This window comes from Larkinella soli (assembly GCF_003703975.1).
Lineage (GTDB): Bacteria > Bacteroidota > Bacteroidia > Cytophagales > Spirosomataceae > Larkinella > Larkinella soli.
In genome coordinates, this window is record NZ_QTJY01000001.1 from 909,378 (window position 1) to 929,364 (window position 19,987).

At 57.1% G+C, this 19,987-nt stretch carries 18 protein-coding genes; 4 read left to right on the plus strand and 14 right to left on the minus strand.

The window, feature by feature from the left end; all coding sequences use genetic code 11:
* Positions 1–29 precede the first annotated feature (29 nt).
* A complete protein-coding gene (locus DX909_RS05905) occupies positions 30–3,005 on the minus strand; it encodes a glycosyltransferase family 117 protein (RefSeq protein ID WP_128544296.1) in 2,976 nt (991 codons plus the stop codon).
* Between the two features lie 338 nt (positions 3,006–3,343).
* Between DX909_RS05905 and DX909_RS05910 the strand changes: the two genes are divergently transcribed.
* On the plus strand, positions 3,344–3,670 hold the full coding sequence (locus tag DX909_RS05910; RefSeq protein WP_128544182.1) for a hypothetical protein: 327 nt from the start codon (positions 3,344–3,346) through the stop codon (positions 3,668–3,670).
* 34 nt (positions 3,671–3,704) lie between these two features.
* On the opposite strand, the gene DX909_RS05915 is transcribed toward DX909_RS05910, so the two are convergent.
* The 3 genes from DX909_RS05915 to DX909_RS05925 all read right to left on the minus strand — a co-directional run bounded on the left by DX909_RS05915 (position 3,705) and on the right by DX909_RS05925 (position 7,762).
* Entirely contained in the window at positions 3,705–5,798 is a 2,094-nt protein-coding gene (locus DX909_RS05915; RefSeq protein ID WP_374755859.1) for a M3 family metallopeptidase, read from the minus strand.
* Positions 5,799–5,945: 147 nt separating this feature from the next.
* On the minus strand, positions 5,946–6,692 hold the full coding sequence (locus DX909_RS05920) for an FkbM family methyltransferase (protein WP_128544184.1): 747 nt from the start codon (positions 6,690–6,692) through the stop codon (positions 5,946–5,948).
* 5 nt (positions 6,693–6,697) lie between these two features.
* Complete coding sequence (locus DX909_RS05925) at positions 6,698–7,762, minus strand: TolB family protein (protein WP_128544185.1); 1,065 nt, start codon at positions 7,760–7,762, stop codon at positions 6,698–6,700.
* A gap of 152 nt (positions 7,763–7,914) precedes the next feature.
* Here DX909_RS05925 and DX909_RS05930 point away from each other — a divergent pair, with 152 nt between their 5' ends.
* Complete coding sequence (locus DX909_RS05930) at positions 7,915–9,648, plus strand: DUF6909 family protein (RefSeq protein ID WP_128544186.1); 1,734 nt, start codon at positions 7,915–7,917, stop codon at positions 9,646–9,648.
* Positions 9,649–9,687: 39 nt separating this feature from the next.
* Here DX909_RS05930 and fumC read toward each other — a convergent pair whose 3' ends face one another.
* Positions 9,688–11,091: a class II fumarate hydratase gene (fumC, locus tag DX909_RS05935; protein WP_128544187.1), complete on the minus strand. Its 1,404-nt coding sequence runs from the start codon at positions 11,089–11,091 to the stop codon at positions 9,688–9,690.
* The gene (locus DX909_RS29455) at positions 11,092–11,313 is read right to left on the minus strand and encodes a hypothetical protein (protein WP_164851175.1); all 222 of its coding nucleotides are present in this window, start codon (positions 11,311–11,313) and stop codon (positions 11,092–11,094) included.
* Positions 11,314–11,325: 12 nt separating this feature from the next.
* Between DX909_RS29455 and DX909_RS05940 the strand changes: the two genes are divergently transcribed.
* Positions 11,326–11,682, plus strand: a complete 357-nt coding sequence (locus tag DX909_RS05940; RefSeq protein WP_262707503.1) for an Xre family toxin-antitoxin system antitoxin — start codon at positions 11,326–11,328, stop codon at positions 11,680–11,682.
* A gap of 167 nt (positions 11,683–11,849) precedes the next feature.
* Here the strand turns inward: DX909_RS05940 and DX909_RS05945 are convergent, their stop codons facing one another.
* From DX909_RS05945 to DX909_RS05970, 6 genes are all read right to left on the minus strand, one after another.
* Positions 11,850–12,818, minus strand: coding sequence for an AAA family ATPase (locus tag DX909_RS05945; RefSeq protein WP_128544188.1), 969 nt, complete (start codon positions 12,816–12,818; stop codon positions 11,850–11,852).
* The gene (gene pnuC / locus DX909_RS05950; protein WP_128544189.1) at positions 12,815–13,483 is read right to left on the minus strand and encodes a nicotinamide riboside transporter PnuC; all 669 of its coding nucleotides are present in this window, start codon (positions 13,481–13,483) and stop codon (positions 12,815–12,817) included. Before pnuC ends, DX909_RS05945 begins: the two co-directional genes overlap by 4 nt.
* Before the next feature lies 1 nt (position 13,484).
* Positions 13,485–14,093, minus strand: a complete 609-nt coding sequence (locus DX909_RS05955; RefSeq protein ID WP_128544190.1) for a pseudouridine synthase — start codon at positions 14,091–14,093, stop codon at positions 13,485–13,487.
* A 23-nt stretch (positions 14,094–14,116) separates the two neighbouring features.
* Positions 14,117–14,908, minus strand: coding sequence for an exodeoxyribonuclease III (locus DX909_RS05960; protein ID WP_229310962.1), 792 nt, complete (start codon positions 14,906–14,908; stop codon positions 14,117–14,119).
* Entirely contained in the window at positions 14,892–15,395 is a 504-nt protein-coding gene (locus tag DX909_RS05965; protein WP_128544192.1) for a DUF6036 family nucleotidyltransferase, read from the minus strand. Before DX909_RS05965 ends, DX909_RS05960 begins: the two co-directional genes overlap by 17 nt.
* A gap of 276 nt (positions 15,396–15,671) precedes the next feature.
* Positions 15,672–16,892: a nucleoside permease gene (locus DX909_RS05970; protein ID WP_128544193.1), complete on the minus strand. Its 1,221-nt coding sequence runs from the start codon at positions 16,890–16,892 to the stop codon at positions 15,672–15,674.
* 205 nt (positions 16,893–17,097) lie between these two features.
* Here DX909_RS05970 and DX909_RS05975 point away from each other — a divergent pair, with 205 nt between their 5' ends.
* The gene (locus DX909_RS05975; protein WP_128544194.1) at positions 17,098–18,222 is read left to right on the plus strand and encodes a hypothetical protein; all 1,125 of its coding nucleotides are present in this window, start codon (positions 17,098–17,100) and stop codon (positions 18,220–18,222) included.
* Positions 18,223–18,224: 2 nt separating this feature from the next.
* On the opposite strand, the gene DX909_RS05980 is transcribed toward DX909_RS05975, so the two are convergent.
* Together DX909_RS05980 and DX909_RS05985 are read right to left on the minus strand one after the other, a co-directional pair.
* A complete protein-coding gene (locus tag DX909_RS05980) occupies positions 18,225–18,983 on the minus strand; it encodes an SDR family NAD(P)-dependent oxidoreductase (protein ID WP_128544195.1) in 759 nt (252 codons plus the stop codon).
* An 88-nt stretch (positions 18,984–19,071) separates the two neighbouring features.
* A complete protein-coding gene (locus DX909_RS05985; RefSeq protein ID WP_128544196.1) occupies positions 19,072–19,986 on the minus strand; it encodes a helix-turn-helix domain-containing protein in 915 nt (304 codons plus the stop codon).
* Position 19,987 lies beyond the last annotated feature (1 nt).

Sequence of the window (19,987 nt, forward strand, 5' to 3'; positions counted from 1 at the left end):
TCTGCACCGTTACCCGTTTTATCGTTCCGTCATCCCAGAGCGTTCAGGTGCTTCTGGAAGATCGTATCGTACTTTTTGGCCTGCGCTTCGTTTTTGGTTTCACGGAACGCATTCACGATGGTTTGAAGGTTGTAAAGGTCGAAGTTGGCGTCGTTGCTGTTGCCGCCGGACCCCTTGATGTAGGTCAGGCTCTGGTCGGCCCGGGTAGCGATGACGTCGGCCATCTCCTGCGCTTTCTTCGCGTCGCCTACTTCCAGCAGCAGCCGGATGTAGTTGGTCGAAATCTGGTCGTACGGAACGGCCTTGTCCGGAATGACGGCCAGCGACCGGTTCATCACTTCCTTCGCCCGGTCGTTCCGGCCTTCACGGATCAGCTGGTCGGCCAGCCGCAGGAAAGCGATGCGGGCGGAGATGACCGGCGAACCCCGGTAGGTATCGTCATAATAGGAATCCGGGTTATCCATGTCGCGCCAGAACGTCTTCTTCATCATCACGTCGTACATGGCGTCGGTGTTGACGAAGCCGTCCGAAGCGCCCGGCACCTGCACCGGCATCAGCCGGAACGCGTAGCCTTCCAGCTGCATGTGGTCTTTCAGGTTCAGGTAGTTCGACTGAGCCAGCGTCGTCGAGAAATACAGCGGGCGCTTCCAGTTGTTGGTGGCGATGATGTCGAGCATGATCAGGTCCGGCTTGTAGATGTCCTGCTTGCCGTAATTCCAGACCAGCGTGTCGCGCACCGCCGAAGCGAACTTTTGGGGCACGAAACCCAGTTTCTGAACCTCCGCCTTGTCGATCGGCAGGAAGAAGGTCGATGCGGGCAGAATGTTAGTCATTTCCCCGGTCGTCAGGGGCACCTGGATGGCCGGGTTGTTCTGCTTGACCAGGCCGACGTATTCCTTCAGGTTGATGCCGTTTTTAACCGCCGGCACCTCATAGAACGGAATGACGTCGTTCTTCCCTTTATTGAACTGCGCATAGTCGAGCGAGATCGGAAGGGCTTCCGACTGGTAGGTCGGGCGTTTCATCTGCTGGATATACCATTCCGTACCGAGCAGGCTGAGGTTACAGACCCGCACGTCGGTCCGGAAGCCTTCCACCTCCTGAGCATACCAGAGCGGGAAAGTATCGTTATCCCCGCCCACGAACAGGATGGCGTTGGGAGCGCAGGAATTCAGCAGGTTCTTGGCGAAATCCACCGAGTGGTACCGGTGCGAGCGGTCGTGGTTGTTCCAGCTTTTCGCAGCCATCATCAGCGGCACGAGCAGGCAGAGGCCGGCGACCAGCGCCACCCTCGTTTTCTCATTCTTCAGATAAGCCGCCAGCCCGTCGACCAGGGCCACCACGCCCAGACCCACCCAGATGGCGAAGAAATAGAACGAACCGACGTAGATATAATCCCGCTCCCGAGGCTCGGAGGGCGGTGAGTTCAGGAAGATCTGAAGGGCGATCCCGGTAAAGAAAAAGAGCAGCCCGACGATCAGCAGGTCCTTGGGCCGCCGGAAATACTGGATGACGATCCCAAACAGGCCCAGCAGGAACGGCAGCATGTAGAAGTTATCGCGGGCCTTGTTGTTCTTCATCAGGTCCGGAATGCCCGCGTCGCTCGACCAGGGCAGCAGGTAACCGGAACCCTCCTGATCTCCGGCCCGACCGGCGAAGTTCCACATCAGATACCGCCAGTACATATGCCCCAGCTGGTAGTTGAAGAAGAACGTGAGGTTATCGCCCAGGGTCACTTTCCGGGTCGGCTGGCCGGTCTGCGGGTCCAGCGGAATGCCCAGCATCTGGGAGTACAGCTGCGGGTGGTTGTTCTGGCTGCTGTAAATCCGCGGGAACAGCGTCTGTTTATCGCTGTCGTAGACATATTCCGGCGTGTAATCATAAATTTTATACTGGCCGTCCCGCTTCTCAAACTGCGGAGCGCCCTTTTTCTGGTCGACGGGCCGCGAGTAGAACAGCGGACCGTAGATCAGCGAGCGGCTGCCGTATTGTTCCCGTTTCAGGTACGACACGAAGTTGATCACATCGCTCGGGTTGTTCTCGTTGATCGGGGGGTTGAAGTTCGACCGCACCAGCACCTGAATGTAGGAAGCATAGCCGATCAGGACGAAGGCCAGCGCGAGCAGGGCGGTGTTCAGCATCGGCCGGTTTTTACGGGCCGACCAGATGATGCCGTACACCAGGGCGCCGAGGAACACCACCGTAAAGAAGATGATCCCGGACGTAAACGGCATCCCGAAGTTGTTGACGAAGAAACGCTCTACTGCGAAGGCCGCACTCGGCAGCCCCGGAATGATGCCGGAATTGATGATCCAGAGGATGACCATACCGACCCCGAACGCCATCGCACCGCCCCAAAACGAGATCTTTTTGCCTTTTTTGAAGTAGTAGACGAGGGCCAGTGCCGGAAGCGTCACCAGGTTCAGCAGGTGGACGCCGATGGACAGACCGATGAGGTAGGCGATGAACAGCAGCCAGCGGTTGGCGGCCGCTTCGTCCTCGATCAGTTCCCAGCGGAAAGCCGCCCAGACCACGATGGCCGTAAAAAACGACGACATCCCATAAACTTCGGCTTCGACGGCCGAGAACCAGAATGTATCCGAGAAGGTGTAGACCAGCGAGCCGACCAGAGAAGCCCCGATCACCGTCCAGGTTTCGGCCTGGGTCAGGGCGTCGAACTGCTTGCCGATCAGTTTCCGGCCCAGCATCGTAATGGTCCAGAACAGGAACAGAATGGTAAAGGCGCTGGACAGCACCGACATCATATTTACCCAGTAAGCCACCTGAGTCACGTTGCCGAAAGCCAGCAGGGAGAAGATTCTCCCGACCAGCAGGAAGAAGGGCGCGCCGGGAGGGTGCGGTACCTGAAGTTTATACGCACAGGCGATGAATTCACCGCAATCCCAGAAACTGGCCGTCCGCTCGACCGTCAGCGTGTACGTTACCAGCGCCACGGCGAACACCAGCCAGCCGGCATAGGTGTTCAGCCGCCGGAACGACGACAGGGGTTGAGAGGAGTTCTCAATCGTACTTTTAGAATCTGTAGCTTTCGTTGTTTGCATCGGGTTACAGCCTTTGCCGCATGATAATTTCCCCAAAAATAACAAATAAACCCCGCCCGGCTGAGAAGGTGGCCGTTAAAGTTTGTTAAACCCGAATTGTTAGGGAGTTGGGTATGGCCGGTTTCCGCTTCTTATCGCCCGGTTCCCGCCAGTTATACATTTCGTCTTGGCCGGGCCGGAGTATAGATTTAATTTCGAATTATCCGGTTGCCGTTCCAACGGTTTCGGGCGGTTTTGACTCTCTACCCGTACCGGAATATCTCATCACCCATCCTTACTCCATGAAAAACCTTCTTAAACTCGGCGTAACCATCGACTGTGCGGCCGTTCTGCTCGGAGTTTATGACGCGCTCGCCGATGCTTTCGCCTGGCCCGGAGCCATTTCCAGCCATGGCACCCTTCTGGTCCTTCTCGTCTGTACCGGCCTGCTGCTGGCCGTAACGCTTTATCTTAAATCCAGCGACGGCCTGAGCTTCAACACCCTGACCGCCCGGCTTCCGGCTTTTCCCCTGCTCGGCTTCGGGCTGGCCATGCTCCTGATCGTAGCCCTGAAACCGGCTTTCCGTCATTCTTCCCTGAAAACAGTAAAGTCACGGATGAATCCGTGACTTTACCTTTATCCATTCGATAAGACCGTCGGGCCTACATGGTCAGACCGCTTCGGCGGAGCATGGCCTGGGGTGACGGTTCGCGGCCACGGAACTTCTTGTACAGTTCCATCGGCTTTTCGGTTCCGCCTTTCTCCAGCACGTTTTTCCGGAACTTATCGGCCACCTCGCGGTTCGACAGCCCTTTCTCCTTAAAGAACTCGAACGCATCGGCATCCAGCACTTCCGACCACTTGTAGCTATAGTACCCGGCCGAATAGCCGCCCGCGAAGATGTGGGAGAACGCGGTGCTGAAGGCCGTTCCCGGAACCCGAGGGAACAGGTTCACCAGTGAATCCACCTTACTCTCGACGTCGGTCACCTTCTCGCCGTTCGGCTGGTTGCCGTGCCAGTACATATCCACCAGACCGTACCGCAGCTGGGTCAGGTTCGAAATGCCGGCCATGAAATTCTGGCTGGCGCGGATCTTCTCGATCAGGTCGTTCGGGATCACCTCGCCGGTCTGGTAGTGCTTCGCGAACAGCTTCAGGGCTTCGGGGTCATAACACCAGTTTTCCATCACCTGCGAGGGCAATTCCACAAAATCGCGGTAAACGCTCGTTCCCGACAGGCTTTCGTATTTGCTGTTCGCCAGCATCCCGTGCAGGCCGTGCCCGAACTCATGGAAGAGGGTCGTCACCTCGTCGAAAGTCAGCAGCGACGGTTTGGTTTCGGTCGGGCGGGTGAAGTTGCAGACGTTGACCACGTGCGGACGGACGTTTTCGCCGTTGACTACCCGCTGCCCCTGAATATCGTTCATCCAGGCTCCGCTGCGCTTACCGGTCCGCGGGAAATAGTCACCATAAAATACCGCCAGAAATTTACCGTCCTGATCGAATACGTCGAACGTTTTCACTTCCGGGTTGTAGGTCGGGATGTCTTTCCGCTCCTTGAAGGTGATGCCGTACAGCTTGTTGGCGACCGTAAAGACACCTTCCAGCACGTTTTCCAGCTTGAAATACGGTTTCAGGATTTCATTATCCAGGGCATATTTCTCCTTCTTCAGTTTTTCCGAGAAGTAGTTGTAATCCCAGCGCTCCAGTTTTTCGTCCTTAAAGCCGTTCTCCTTCGCATACCGGGTCAGCTCCAGCAGCTGCTTTTCGGCCACCGGTTTGGCATAGCCGACCAGTTCGCTCAGGAACTGCTTCACCTTCTCCGGCGACCCGGCCATACTTTCTTCCAGAATAAAGTCGGCGTGGGTCTTGTAACCCAGCAGTTTGGCGCGGTCGTAGCGAAGCTGCACCAGCTTGCTGATGATCTGCTGATTGTCGTTCTTATCGCTGTGAAATCCGCGCGAGTTGTAGGCCAGGAACAGCTGCTTTCTCAGGTCGCGGTTGTCGGCATACTGCATGAAGGGCACGTAGCTTGGGGCCTGAAGCGTGAACACCCAGCCTTCCTTGCCTTTCTGCTTGGCGGTGGCTTTGGCGGCCTCGCGGGCAAATTCCGGCAGGCCGGCCAGATCCTTTTCGTCCCTGATCTCCAGCACGTACTCGTTGGTTTCGTTCAGGACGTTTTCGCCGAATTGCAGCGACAGCTGCGAGAGTTCCTTGTTGATGGCCCGGAATTTCTCCTTGTCGGCCGCCGACAGGTTGGCGCCGTTGCGGGCAAAGCTCTTGTAGGTCTTTTCGAGCAGCATCCGGTCTTCGCCGTCGAGTTTCAGTTTGGCGCGCTGGTCGTAGACGGCTTTGACGCGGGCGAACAGCTTCTCGTTCAGGGTGATGTCGTTACCGTATTCGGTCAGCAGGGGCGATGCTTCCCGGACGATCTTCTGGAGGTCGGGGCTGGTTTCGGCGCTGTTGAGGTTGAACATCACCGACGATACCCGGCTGACCATCTCACCGGCCCGTTCCAGGGCCACGATGGTGTTCTCGAAAGTCGGTTTGGTGGTGCTGCCGGCGATGGCGTCGATTTCCTTCCGGCCCAGCACCATGGCTTCCTTCAGGGCGGGCAGATAGTGTTCGTTCTTGACCAGATCAAAAGGAACCGTCTCGTGCGGTGTTTTGAACGGTTGCAGCAGGGGATTTTCACTCATTTTCACTTTTTCGGGAGAGGGCTGTGCCAGGGCGGCCGGTGTCAGGGCGGCCAGCATCACAGCGGTTTTTGTCAATTGCCGAAGGGTAGACATGGATTTATGGCTCATAGGGTATAACGCATTTTACAAAAATACGGAAAGATCAGGAAAACAATCTGGTATCAACGGCGGATCTGCCGGAAAAACGGGAGAGACGCCAGGGCCTCACAGGTCGGTCCGGACGTAAACCTCGTTTTCACCGGTGACAGTTCGCCGGAAAGGATAGGAAGAAACCGCTTTTAGAAAGCTGGCGGAGCTGCCGGCTTTCATCCATTCGTGCAGTTCGATGATGAGGGCCCGGGCCTGCGGCAGCCAGCCGTCGGTATTCTGCCGGAACAGTTCGGACTCACTGCCCTCGATGTCCAGTTTCACCACGTCGAAGCGGGGCCAGCCGGTTTGCTCCAGCAGGCTGTCGACGGATTCGGCCGGAACGGCCCCCGGCTCCTCAGAGTCGGTTTCCTCCACCACGAAGCCCCACTCCCCCGCCCCGATGTTCCGAACGGCCAGATGGGCCTTCCGGGGCCAGAGACCGGCCAGAACCGCCCGGATCTGGGGATAACCGGCGATGTTTTTCTGGAGGATGCGGAAGTTTTCCGGCTCCGGCTCGACGGTCAGAATCCGGGTCCGGGGAAACCGGTTGGCGAAATACACAGCCGCCAGACCGATGTTTCCACCCCCGTCCAGAAAGGTTTCCGGCGCAAAATCAAGCCGAACACCCTCATATTCACCGTACAGAAAAATCTGGTTGAAGACCTCATGGTCGGAGGTACCCAGCCGCAGATGGATCGGATGCGGGACCTGCGGGATTCGGAACGACACTTCCCGCTTCCGCTTCGATTTAAGAAGAAAATAGAGATAGCCCCCTTTCAGGACACCGAAACGGCGGAGGTAGATGGGAAGTTTACTGCTCATCGGGTTTATTTCGGAACACCCACCAGATACAGGTCGAAACCGCCTTTCCCACCAGGGCGGTTCGAGGAAAACAGCAGCAGACGCTGTTTGTAGTTCGGCGGCTCGCGGAGGATGGGGCGGTATTCGTCATACGGGGTATTGACGGACGGACCAAAATTAACCGGTTCCGACCATTTTCCGTCCGCAAACCGCGAATAATAAAGATCATAACCTCCCAGCCCGCCGGGGCGGTTCGAGGTAAAAACCATGAGATCGCCCAGAATATAGGGGCATTTATCGTTCGAAGCCGACGACAATTCCGTCACCCGTTCAACGGACGCGGTTTTCAGGGCCGGCAGACGGTGGTGCAGTTCCGTGACCGGAATGCCCGGCAGGGTGGCTCTATAGATGTCGAACGAACCCTGGCGGTTCGAGGTGAAATAAATCGCATCGTATTCCCGGCTGAAGGTCGGATAGGCATCGTCGGCTTCGGAATTCAGGAATGGGAGTGGCACCACCTTGGAAAACAGCTTGTTGCCCGCCCGGTTGCCGCCGGCCGTCGGGGCTACCGGCGTTTCCTGAAAGTTGTGGGTGAAATAGATATCCATATTGCCGGTCCGGTCGCCGGCAAACATCATCAGGTATTCGCCGTAGTGTTTTCCCCAGCCGTCGACGATCAGTTCATGGTCGTACGACCGGAGGTAAGGCCCCAGTTCATTGCCTTCGGAGTTCACCAGGTTGGGCAGCCAGTGGACCGGAGCCTGCTCCCCGAGGATATCCAGCCCGCCGTAAGGCCGATTGTCGAGGGTAAACCTGCCGGTTTTCCGGTCGAAGCTGTAGTTGAAATTTTCAGAAACCAGGTTGAAATCGGACCGGTTGCCGCGTTTGGAGGAAAAGATCAGCGGAACCACTTCCCCATAAAAAGGGATATCGGAATTATAATCATCGTCGGCCGAGTTGATTTCGCCCAGATTGACCGGCCGGTCCGGAAACGAACCCTGATTGTATTTGTACCCGGACAGGCCCCACCGTTCGCAGGAGGTCAGGCCGAGCAGCACCATCAGATAACCGAAAAGGAAAAGGGGTTTCATAAGCCGGACAAAAACGGTTTTCGTCGGTTGTAAGATACCAAATCCCGGTTTCCGGTTGGAAAGGATTCATGAAAATATAAAATGCTTTCCATCCGGGTTTCGGCCGGAACCGATCCGATGTTCTATCTTGCGGCCTTAATGTTTACTTCGTCATGACGACTGATTACTCACCTCCGCTGACCCGTGCCCAGGAATCCCGGCTTGCCATCGAACGGCTTTACATCACGATGCGCCACCTGTTCAACCGGGGCTTTTATAAACCCTCGGGCGTTTCGGGCGAGGAAATGCGTCGCGCTCTGCTGACGCTCAGCCCCGAAATCTACGGGCTGGTCAACGACCCGCAGCGCGTGGAACTCGACGGGCTGGTGTATGTCATGGACCGGCTCCCGAAGGGTATCGAAGCCTGCCGCATCATCACGCTGGCGTCGCGGGAAGGCTACGAAAACGCCCATTTCCAAGTTTTGATCCCGGCCAAACGGCGACGCAACTGTTACCGGATCGACGAGGAACAGATGGTGATCGAGGTCACCAACGGCCGCAGTGAAATCTACGACATCCTGACGCACCTGACCTTCATGTTCATGGAGGCCGACAAAATCCGGCGAAACGCCTTTGAGGAACGGGGCAGCAAGGTACGCGAGTGGCAAAAACTGGAAGCCATCGTGCAGGCCGGCGGAACGGTGAAGGATGAAGACCGCGAACTGGCGCTGACCTACCTGAGTTCGATTCTGGGCCGGACGTTCGAAGAAACCCAGCGGGCCTATCTGCGCTTCGAGGAAACCGCCGGCACCAACAACGGCCTGTTCGGCATCGTCTACAGCCTGGGCCGGACCTCCCTGCTGGAGATGCGGGAGAAAGTCGACCGGGAGATCAATTTTACGCCCATGCTCCGGGAGCGCATCGGCCAGCACCTCTACGGCGGACGATGGGCCACCCGCATCAAAGAGTTCATCCGGAATAACGGCCTGAGCGACCGACCGGTCCATATCATCAGCGCTAACCCGCACAGCGTCGTCAACAGCCTCTACGCCCCGGCCGCCCTGGCCGGAACCGTCAATTTCACCGACCTCAGCGATCTGGTCCTGCAACTGAGCCAACCCACCCAGCGGGCGGTGAACCAGCAGGTGATGCGGTATGCGGCCGAACACGGCCTGCACATTCTGGAAGACCATGCCGGTACCAGCCTCCTTGTTCAGCTGATCGACACCGAAAAACTGGACGTTTCGCAGCTTCCGCCCGAGGTGGCGCATGACCCGAAGCTAATCAGAAAGGAAAAACCGCTGCTTCTGGTGATGGATTACGCCTTTGGCGAGCAGGCGTTCGAAACGATGGACGAGCTGCTCAAACCGCTCGAATACCTCGACGAAACCGGGGAGCCGAAAACCTGTCCGCTGAATGTGGCCTCGATCTCGATCATGGGCAAAGCCGGCATCCTGACCGGCGACAAGGGCGATCTCATGATCCCGACCTCCCACATTTTTGAAGGGACCGCCGACAACTATCCGCTGGACAACGACTTCACGGTCGCCGATTTCGAAGGTTTCGGGCTGGACGTCTACGAAGGCGCCATGATCTCGGTGCTGGGCACTTCGCTTCAGAACAAGGAAATACTGAGTTATTTCAAAAACTCGTCCTGGAAAGCCGTGGGGCTGGAGATGGAAGGCGCTCATTATCAGAAGGCGATTCAGGCGCAGGCCCGAATCCGGGGCAGCGTCTCCCCCGCCGTCAAAGTCCGGTATGCCTATTATGCCTCGGACAACCCGCTGATTACCGGCGCCACCCTGGCCTCCGGCAGCCTCGGCACCGTCGGCGTCAAACCGACCTACCTCATCACCGTGAAGTGTCTGGAGAAGATTTTTACGCAGAAAGGAGAGGAAATCAAATAGGTGGAGTTGAGCCGTTCCGGCTCAACTCCACCTATTTGATCACACCTTGATCTCTCCGACCATATCCTCCGGCCGGACCCACTCGTTGAACTGCTCCTCGGTCAGATAGCCCAGGCCGATGGCGGTCTCCTTCAGGGTTTTGCCTTCGCGGTGGGCGGTCTGGGCGATTTCGGCGGCCTTGTAATACCCGATTCTGGTGTTTAAGGCCGTCACCAGCATCAGCGAGCTGTCGACGTGCTTTTTGATGTTTTCCTCGATCGGACGGATGCCGACGGCGCATTTCTCGTTGAACGAAACACAGACGTCGCCGATCAGCCGGGCCGAGTGCAGGAAGTTATAGATCATCATCGGCTTGAACACGTTGAGTTCGAAGTGACCCGTTGCTCCCCCGACGTTGATCGCCACGTCGTTCCCGAGCACCTGCGCGGCCACCATCGTGATGGCCTCACTCTGCGTCGGGTTGACTTTTCCGGGCATGATGGAAGAACCCGGTTCATTGTCGGGAATGAAGATTTCCCCAATCCCGGCGCGCGGCCCCGACGACAGCATCCGGATGTCATTCCCGATCTTCATCAGGCTGACCGCCACGGTTTTCAGGGCGCCGTGGGCTTCCACGATGGCGTCGTGGGCGGCCAGGGCCTCGAACTTGTTCTCCGCCGTCACGAACGGCAGGCCGGTCAGACCGGCGATGTGTTTCGCCACGTTTTCGGGGTAGTTCGGCGGGGTGTTGATGCCGGTTCCGACGGCGGTGCCGCCAAGGGCCAGCTCGCTCAGGTGGGCCAGTGTGTTGCGGACGGCCCGCAGCCCGTGATCCAGTTGGGACGCATAGCCCGAAAACTCCTGACCGAGCGTCAGCGGGGTGGCGTCCATGAAGTGGGTCCGGCCGATTTTCACCACATTTCTGAATTCCTGCGCCTTGGCGTGCAGGGTGTCGCGGAGCATTTCAATACCCGGGATGGTCACCTCCACCAGAATCTTGTAGGCCGCGATGTGCATGGCCGTCGGGAAGGTGTCGTTCGACGACTGCGACTTGTTGACGTCGTCGTTCGGGTGCAGGAATTTCTTTTCGTCGGTCAGCCGGCCGCCCTTGAGCACGTGCCCCCGGTAGGCGACCACTTCGTTGACGTTCATGTTCGACTGGGTGCCGGAACCGGTCTGCCAGACCACCAGCGGAAACTGGTCGTCGAGTTTGCCTTCCAGAATTTCGTCGCAGACCTGACCGATCAGGTCGCATTTGTCCTGGGGCAGCACCCCGGCGTCGAGGTTGGTCAGGGCGGCCGCTTTTTTCAGGTAGGCAAACGCCCGGATGATCTCGCGGGGCATTTTATTGATGTCCTGAGCAATCCTGAAATTTTCGATGGAGCGCTGGGTCTGGGCGCCCCAGTACACATCGGCCGGTACCTGCACCTGGCCCATGGTGTCTTTCTCAATGCGGTATTCCATTCAAATAAACACGTTTGACTTGACGATTGTGACCGGCCGGGTCCGCCCGGTTCCGGCCGCAAAGGTAAACCAGACCGGGAAGAGATTGCAAGGAATTTGAAGGTTTGTATAATTGTTGTCAATTGACAAGAAGATTACTCGTTTTTGACCATGAATGTTGCCGTCCACCAGATCGTTTCTGCCCTCGGAGGGGAAGCCCTGATCAGCCGTTCCGTGAAGCATGAGTTTGATTAACTGGAAGTTGTACGTTCCGGACTTCCCATGGACTCAGTAGCCTTTCTTCAGAAGAACCTGGGATTTACCAATAAAACGATGAGTCACATTCTGGCCATTTCGGAAAGCACCTACCAGCGAAGAATCAGAAACCACGCCCGGCTGAGTCAGGATGAAACCGAGAAGGCCATTTCCTTATCCGAAGTTTTTGCGAAGGGCATGGAAGTCTTCGAAAACAGGGAGGATTTTGAGGACTGGCTGAACGCGGAGGTGTCGGCGCTCCAGAACCGGAAACCGGTGGCTTTTCTGGATACGATGGTCGGGCGCAAACAGGTCCTGAACGTCCTGAACGCCCTTCTGCATGGTATTTATCTGTAATCGATGCGGTTATACCGGATAACGAAAGCCGTGTTTGCATCCGATCTGAGTGAGACGGGCGGTTTGTACGGTCCCGGCCGATGGCATCGCGAAGGCACCCGGAGCATGAAACCCTTCAGATCATCTCCATTGAATCCCACCCGTTCGATCCTCGTTTAAAATAGTCATTACCCGGCCAGCAATCGGTCGATGGCGTCGGTGACGGTTTTCCGGCGCTGCTCCCAGTTTCCGGAGACGAGCGTGTAATCAATCCCTCGCTCATCCAGGGCGGTCTTGAACCGCTGAAACAGTTCTTCCCGCCGGTGACCGAGGTCCCGCAGGCCGTCCGCTACCCAGGGCACGTCGATGTTCAGGAGGAAATACCGGTCGTAGCGGACCCGCTTCTCCAGTTCATACAATACCGGCGGAACGGCGTTCAGATAATGCTGTGAGTACAACTCGGTAGTAATGGCGTCGGTATCGCAGAACAGGATTTTATTGGCCCTATGGGCAGCCTCCTCCACCGCTTCCGCCTGGGCGTAGCCGATCCGCTCGATGTCCTTCAGGGTAAAATCGTTGGTCGTGATCAGGTCCCTGGCCACTTCATGGACGAATACCGTATCGTAGCGGGCGGCCAGTTCCCGGGCCAGGGTGGTTTTTCCGACGCTCTCGGGGCCATAAAGGCAAACCTTCTTTACGAAAAACGGTCGAACCGTTTGCGGAATATAGTCCCAAAACCGGAACGGATGGTTTCGAATCTGCGTCGCCGAAACCGGAAACTGCTTTCGTTCCCGGTCGAACCAGATACAGGGTCGGCCGAGATGCTGCGCCAGCGGCTCGCCGTATTCCTCGGAACAGAAAAAGCCGTCGAGGTCCGGAAAGCGGCTTCGGATAAAGTCGGCCCAAAGGCGGGTCCGCTCCCACAACGGCAGCGAATCGTCGGAAAAATCATCCTCGACGGCCACCAGTTCCACGTTCGGAATGTTTCCGAATACCGCCTGAAGCCACTCCATCCGGCGTTCCGGGTCGATGGGATCGGCCGGGGTGCAGGTCATGGACACGGTCAGTTGCTCACAACGGGACAGGGCAAACTCGATCAGGGCGATGTGGCCCCGGTGCAGGGGCATGAACTTCCCGAAAACCAGTCCTTTTTTCATGCCGCCGGAACCGAATAACTGCGGTATTCGCGGGTCCAGTGCCAGGCCCCGACAAACGCGATCAGACAATAAAAGCCGTATTCGATACCCAGCACCTTAACGCCTTTGACAAAATACATATACGTGCTGATCAGGTCGACCAGCAGCCAGACGTACCAGCACTCCAGCTTTTTCCGGATCAGCATAAACGTAGCGACGATACTCATCACGCTCGTGAACGAATCCAGATACGGGAAGGCGCTCGGCTGATTGAACAGGATCGGAAACCAGGCGTGCAGATTCTCGGCAATGGTACCGAGCAGGCCGGTCGCCAGGCCGCCCCCGGCCAGCAGCAGGAGAAAATTCCGGGTGGAAAGCGGGGTGATTCTCAGCTCGTTCCGGCGGTCTTCCTCCCCGGCTTTCGGGTGCGTCCACTCCCACCAGCCCAGCAGGTTGGTGATGAAGAAGAATACCTGAAGGAACATATCCGGGTACAGCTGGATCTGGTAAAAAAGAAAGAAAAAGATCGAGACGCTGACCATTCCGACCGGCCAGCTCCAGATATTGGCCCGTGCCGACCACCAGGTAGCGAGGGCGCCCGTCACGGTTCCGAAAAATTCGAGGTAACTCATCGGGTACCCCAATACCGTAAAAAAGATGGAATCGATATCGAACAGGTTTTTCATGTCAGAGGATCGGGAGCCGAAGGCCGGCGGTCAGTTCCCAATAGGTGATTTCACGAATTTCTCCGGGCTGCATCCCTTCGGCAGTCAGGTTCTCGATGGCCCACCGGACCAGCCTCAGCGTCGGGAACCCCACGGCTGCGGTCATTTTCCGGACCTGCCGGTTTTTTCCTTCGTGCAGGGTCAGCGACAGCCAGGAGGTCGGGATGGCGGCCCGGTAGCGGATCGGCGGGTTTCGTTCGGGCAGTTCGGGTTCTTCCAGGGTCAGGGCGCGGGCCGGCAGGGTCTGGTAGGACTTGCCGTCTACGGAAATGGCGACTCCTTCGGTCAGCAGCCGGCAGGCTTCGTCCGTAAGCCGTCCTTCCACCTGGGCATAGTAGGTCCGAGTATGCCGGAATCTGGGATCCAATAGCTTATGGTTCAAACGCTTATCGTTAGTCAACAGAAGCAGCCCTTCACTATCGGAATCCAGCCGCCCGACGGGGTAGACGTCTTTGGGGAAGAGAAAGTCCAGATCGGCCAGGGTGGGCTTTTCCCCTTCCCGGCTGAACTGCGAAAGCATCCCATACGGTTTGTAAATCAGGAAATAACGAAAACCGGGCGTGTCGGCCATGGTACGTTTTGAGCAGGAAAACGTTATAAACAGGCCGGCTCGCGGTGCAGGTTCACCCAGACCGGACCGTGATCGGAGTGAATGGCATCCGGCATCAGCCCCGCGCCCAGAATCTGCTCCCGGAGGGTATCGCTGACCGAGATGTAATCGATCCGCCAGCCTTTGTTGTTGGTGCGGGCACCGGCGCGGTAACTCCACCAGCTGTATTCGATCCGGTCGGGGTTGAGATGACGGTAACAATCGATGAAACCGTTGGCGAACCATCGGCTCATCCACTCCCTTTCTTCAGGCAGAAAGCCGGAGGACGTCTTGTTGCGAACCGGGTCGTGGATGTCGATTTCCGTATGGGCGATGTTGTAATCCCCCACGACGACCAGCTTCGGCCGGGTTTTCCGCAATTCGTCGATATAGCCGTAGAAGTCCTCCAGAAACTGCATTTTGACGCTTTGCCGGATTTCGCCGGTGGTACCGGAAGGAAAGTAGCAGTTCAGCAGCGTCAGTCCCCCGAAGTCGGTGCGCAGAATCCGGCCTTCGCAGTCGTAGGCGGCAATTCCGCAGCCGTGAACGACCTGGTCGGGCTGAAGCCGGGAGAACGTCGCCACCCCGCTGTAGCCCTTCTTTTCGGCCGCGTGCCAGTGATACCGGTAGCCGAGGGCCTCGAAGGGCTGGAGATCGACCACATCGTGTGTGGCCTTCACCTCCTGAAAACAGAGAATATCGAAATCCTGCCCCGCCAGCCACCCGATCAGGCCCTTATTAAGCGCGGAGCGAATACCGTTCAGGTTGTAGGTCAGAATTTTAAGGTTGCTGGTCACGGTGCTGGTCTTTAATTTTTCGTTGTTCTTCCAGGATTTCATCAATCATTATTACATCACTCAGGTCCTTGGGCCGCCTTGCCAATACTTTCAGTTCGCGAAGATCATTGATATGGATGAACGGCACCTGATTTCCCCATTTTGTCGAAAAGGAATTGGCTCTGGCTTTGCATTCATCGAAGTTAAACCGAAAATGAACCTGGGTCATGATATCGATCGGTCCTTCGTGGATTCTTAATACTTGAGGCTCCGTAAAATCTCTGTTGATCAATTCTTCCAGTTCTTCTTCCTGGTAGCCCAGATCAAGCAGTATGGCCACCAGACGATCTTTATTATCATTGGTGGGCTTCACCCACATATCGACATCCCGGGTGAACCGAATGGCTCCGTTCAGAAGCAGGGCAAGGCCCCCGACCAGCAGGTAATCCAGTTTATGTTTCTCGGCTAAAGAGACAAATTGGAGAAAATCGTTATTTTCTACATCCATGGAGGTTTACTGAAGGAAATCCTTCGGTCTTTTTTCGGTGAGCCGGTTTTAAATTGAAGAAAAAGCCTCCGCAAGCGAATGTACTCCTCCCAGCGTTCCTCCGGTGTCATGAGCGCATACCGGCGAATCTGGTCCTGATGAGGCCCGTTCAGGTCCGAATAAAATGTGATCTGGCGCTTCTTTTCCATGATTCAAACAAAGCCGATTTTTCCCTAAAACACAACAGGGCGCGAATTGCTCCGCGCCCTGCCGAAAAAGTTTACCGGTATTTCAGGCTTACAACGGCCCCGGCACCAGTTCGTCCTCGGTCACCACCGGTTTCTTGCGATCGTTGAACAGCAGCACGAAGACCACCAGCACCACGGCGGCAATCCCGGCCGGCACCAGCCAGATGCTCGTCCAGTTCTTAACACCGTTAACCGTATAAAGATCGGCCACGATCCCCGACAGCTTCGAGCCGATTCCCATCCCGATGCCGTAGGTCGCCAGCGTGATGAGCCCCTGGGCGGAGGATTTGATGCGGGCGCCGGCCTTGTTGTCGGTGTAAATCTGACCGGTCACGAAGAAGAAATCGTAGCAGACGCCGTGCAGCAGGATGGCGATGTAGAACATCCACTCGCCGGAACCAGCGTCTCCGTAACCGAACAGCAGGAAGCGCACGATCCAGGCCACCAGCCCGACGATCAGCATGTTCTTCACGCCCAGGCGGGTATAGGCCAGCGGAATCATCAGCATGAAAAACACCTCCGACGCCTGTCCCAGCGACATTTTGTTTTCCACGTTCTGCATCCCGGCGTCCGTCAGCGAGGGGTTTGCCATGGCGTAGTAGAACGACAGGGGAATACAGATCAGCACCGACGACAGGAAGAAGATGGCGAAGGAACGATCCCGAAACAGTTTGAAAGCATCCAGCCCCAGAATCTGGGCAAACGTGGCGCCCCCGGTGGCTTTGGGCGGGGTGTCGGGGAGGGTGAAGGAGAACAGGCCCAGGATGATGGCCGAATACATCGAAATCTGGAAGATTGTCACCTTATCGCCCACGTTCATGAACCCGACGATGTTGGTTACCACGATCCAGGCCACGGTTCCGAGCACGCGGATGCCGGGAAATTCCTTCTCCGGGCTGGTCATGTGCTGCATGGCGATGGAGGTCGTCAGCGACATGGAAGGTGCGAAAGTGAGGCAATAGGCCAGGATCAGCCAGAAGAAATTATCCGGATCGCGTTCCTGGGTCAGAAAGAACAGCAGGGCCGCACCGACCAGGTTCAGCACACCCAGCACCTTCTGGGCGGCAAAATACCGGTCGGCAATCATCCCGACAAAAAAGGGCGCCACCAGCATGGCCAGCGAGAACGCCGTGTAGGCATTTCCGACCTGGTCACCGGTCGCGTTCAACTGGGTAAAAAGGTACTTACTCATCTGCCCGTACCATGATCCCCACATAAAATAAAGCAGGAACATCATGACGGATAGCTGGATTCGGTTTTTTAGGTTCATTGGGGTGATCGATTAGAAAGGTTCCAGGAGCCATTCGACCTTTGAAATTAAAAGAAATGCGCCAAGCATCAAACCGAAAACCCGGGTTTCAACCGGGTCGGGATTTATCGCAGTTCACGTCCAGAAAGTTACGTTTGGTAAAAAGTTGGCTTCTTTCCCGCTGCGGACTCCGTAATTTTACGAAAAAGACCTCCTCTTTACCCGTATGAAGCCTTTTTCGTTTCTCGTTATGGTCGCGCTGCTGCTGTCCGGCCCGCTGGTCAGGGGCCAGAAAGTCGACCTCGACCGGTTTTACTTCGATGCCGGCTACCTGATCCTGCCGAAGGAATACACCCCGCAGGATCGCCGGACGTTCGGCGTCCGGGTTCAGTGCGCTCCCTCGGTGGCCTCCGCCTACCCCGAAGCTCAGATCTACGACAAAATCGGCCTTTCGGGTTTTGAACGGGTCGAGTCGAACCCGACCGTCGGCATCCAGGTGGATTTCGGCAATGTGCGGTTTGAAAAGAGCGAAACCCGCACCCGAACGGAAGAAAAAAAGGACAAGGACGGCAAGGTAACTTCCAAAATCACCTACTACACCATCACCGTCCGCTATAGCATCAGCGGGGGGTACAAGGTGCTGGGGCCGCGGGTGGACGAGAAATCACTGAGCCGGAAGGAGAAGGAGAAAGCCAAAGACCTTCAGAACAACCGGTTTCTGCAATCGGCCTCCCAGACCGACCCGGCCAAAGGCGTCACGACCAGCGGTTACTTCCCTTACGAAGTCTCCTATACGACGCGCGAATATACCAGTTTAGTAGACGCCAACCGGTACATCGAGCAGAACCAGCAGAATATCCGCACCGACCTGGTGACCAAATACGTCACCGACGCGCTGGCCACGATCAATCTGGATGCCAACCGCTGGTACGGCTACGTTCCGGTCCAGACGCGGGAATTTCTCTGGATTCTGGACTCCAAAAGCCACCCCGAGTTTCCGATCCAGCAGGAAGCCATCAAGGCCGTAAAGGAACTTTCGAAACGGATGTCGGCCACGCAGCCCATCGACCGGCTGGCTAAAGACCTTCAGCCGGTTATGGACTACTTTCAGGAGCTGAAGACCAAATACCCCGGCAGCGACAAGCGGGATCAGAAAATGCGGTATTCGGCCTACTATAACCTCATGGTCCTGAACTACTTCCTCGACCGCCCGGACCAGGCCCTTGCCGAAGCCGAAGGTCTGATCAAAAACGGGTACGATACGAAGGACGGGGAGAAATACCAGGAGCTGGCCGTCGATCTGAAAAAGATGCTGGATAAACACCAGATGGACTCCCGGCACGTGATGTAACCTCAGTCGGGCAGGCCGAAACCGCCACTGGCCTCGATGATCTGGCCGGTGATCCAGCCTGCATCCGGGGACGCCAGAAAGGCCACCACTCCGGCGATGTCGTCGGGCCGTCCGATGCGCCGGAAGGCAAACCGGCTTTCGAGGGCTTCCCGAACGGCCGGATTCTTCAGCCGTTCGGCATTCATGTCGGTATCGGTGGCGGCCGGGGCCACGGCGTTGATCGTGATACCCCGCCCCCCGAGCGAGCCCGCCAGCCCGGCGGTCAGGTTGTCGAGGGCGGCTTTCGTCATGGCATACAACCCGACGGCGGGCCGGGGCTGCCGGGCCAGATTGGACGACAGGTTGATGATCCGCCCGCCCTCGTTCAGGAGGCCGAGCGTTTCCTGAATCATAAAATACGGTGCCTTGACGTTGACGTTGATCAGGTGATCGAACTGGTCTTCGACGGTATTGCCGATGCCGGCCTGCGCCAGCACCCCCGCGTTGTTCACCAGAATATCCAGCCCTCGGCCACCGAGTTGTTCTGGGAGCTGCCTGACGAGTTCCCTGACACCCGCAAGGCTTCCCAGGTCAGATTGCAGCAGCGCGGCCCGGCTGCCCCTCGTTTCAATTTCCTCCCGGACGGATTCGGCTGCGGCCCGGTTCCGGGCGTAATGAATCAGAATATCAGCACCTTCTGCGGCCAGCCGAAGGGCAATGGCCCGGCCGATTCCCCGGCTGCCGCCGGTCACCAGAGCGATTTTGTCGGATAAAAAAGACATAGTCCTGCGGTTAGTTACAGCCGCAAAACTATCAGGCGGTTTCCGGACGGGTTTGGACGAATACCGGTTTGCCGGGTACATTTTCCCTTCAGGGTTTCCGGCGGAAGCTGCTGGGAGAGAGGCCGGCCACTTTCCGAAAAAAACGGGCGAAATAGGCGTGATCGCTGAACCCGAGCCGATAGCCGACCTCGGCCACGCTCAGGTCGGTATTCTTCAGCAGGGATTTGGCCTCCATGACGGTCCGGTGCTGGATGAAGTGGGACGGGTGCACCCCGGTTTCGCGTTTCACCACGTCGCCGAGGTAATTGGTCGATACGTTAAGCTGGTCGGCGATTTCGCCGATGGAAAGCAGCTGGCTGTTCCGGCGGACGGCGGCTTCGTAAAAATGCTGTTCGATCAGCCCTTCGAACGCCCGGACCAGCCGGGCAGGCCGGGCGGGTTCGTCGGAAAGAGCCACTTCGGGATGTCGCAGGCGGTGGAGATACCCGGCCTGAAGCAGCAGCAGATGCAGATGGTGGTAGATCATCGCCGGCTTCAGCGGGTGAACCGAGCGGTACAGGTCCAGCATCGTCTCCAGCGCATTCCGGTATGGGCCGGCCTCTTCCTCCTTCAACGGCAGCACCACGTCGGCTCCCATCTGGAAAAACGGGTATTCGACGGTTGGATCGACGGCGTTCCGGGATTGGATGAAATCGTTCATGAAAAGAAGCATGAACCCTTTCAGCGGCCGGATTTTACGCAGGGAGATCAGGTTCCGCGGCCCAAGAAAAAAGAGGGTGCCGCCGTGCAGGTGATAATCCCGCAGCCCCACTTCATAGTAAGCCTCTCCCTCCAGCAGCAAAACGATCCCGAAGGCACAGGTCCGGAACAGCATTTCCCTGCTCTCGGGCCGGTCGACGGCTTCTTCCAGCCGGAATAGGTGAAAGTCGATGCCCTGCACCGGGGGGCCGTCCTGATGCAGGGCCTCGATGAGTGCCGGGATGGTTTTCAGGTACCGGATCATA

What these genes read in the sequence shown, in the direction of transcription:
- DX909_RS05910 (WP_128544182.1), top strand. Translation starts at nt 3,344, where the DNA reads ATGAAAAACCTTCTTAAACTCGGCGTAACCATCGACTGTGCGGCCGTT.
- DX909_RS05915 (WP_374755859.1), bottom strand. Translation starts at nt 5,798, where the DNA reads ATGCTGGCCGCCCTGACACCGGCCGCCCTGGCACAGCCCTCTCCCGAA.
- DX909_RS05920 (WP_128544184.1), bottom strand. Translation starts at nt 6,692, where the DNA reads ATGAGCAGTAAACTTCCCATCTACCTCCGCCGTTTCGGTGTCCTGAAA.
- DX909_RS05925 (WP_128544185.1), bottom strand. Translation starts at nt 7,762, where the DNA reads ATGAAACCCCTTTTCCTTTTCGGTTATCTGATGGTGCTGCTCGGCCTG.
- DX909_RS05930 (WP_128544186.1), top strand. Translation starts at nt 7,915, where the DNA reads ATGACGACTGATTACTCACCTCCGCTGACCCGTGCCCAGGAATCCCGG.
- fumC (WP_128544187.1), bottom strand. Translation starts at nt 11,091, where the DNA reads ATGGAATACCGCATTGAGAAAGACACCATGGGCCAGGTGCAGGTACCG.
- DX909_RS29455 (WP_164851175.1), bottom strand. Translation starts at nt 11,313, where the DNA reads ATGCTTCACGGAACGGCTGATCAGGGCTTCCCCTCCGAGGGCAGAAAC.
- DX909_RS05945 (WP_128544188.1), bottom strand. Translation starts at nt 12,818, where the DNA reads ATGAAAAAAGGACTGGTTTTCGGGAAGTTCATGCCCCTGCACCGGGGC.
- pnuC (WP_128544189.1), bottom strand. Translation starts at nt 13,483, where the DNA reads ATGAAAAACCTGTTCGATATCGATTCCATCTTTTTTACGGTATTGGGG.
- DX909_RS05955 (WP_128544190.1), bottom strand. Translation starts at nt 14,093, where the DNA reads ATGGCCGACACGCCCGGTTTTCGTTATTTCCTGATTTACAAACCGTAT.
- DX909_RS05965 (WP_128544192.1), bottom strand. Translation starts at nt 15,395, where the DNA reads ATGGATGTAGAAAATAACGATTTTCTCCAATTTGTCTCTTTAGCCGAG.
- DX909_RS05970 (WP_128544193.1), bottom strand. Translation starts at nt 16,892, where the DNA reads ATGAACCTAAAAAACCGAATCCAGCTATCCGTCATGATGTTCCTGCTT.
- DX909_RS05975 (WP_128544194.1), top strand. Translation starts at nt 17,098, where the DNA reads ATGAAGCCTTTTTCGTTTCTCGTTATGGTCGCGCTGCTGCTGTCCGGC.
- DX909_RS05980 (WP_128544195.1), bottom strand. Translation starts at nt 18,983, where the DNA reads ATGTCTTTTTTATCCGACAAAATCGCTCTGGTGACCGGCGGCAGCCGG.
- DX909_RS05985 (WP_128544196.1), bottom strand. Translation starts at nt 19,986, where the DNA reads ATGATCCGGTACCTGAAAACCATCCCGGCACTCATCGAGGCCCTGCAT.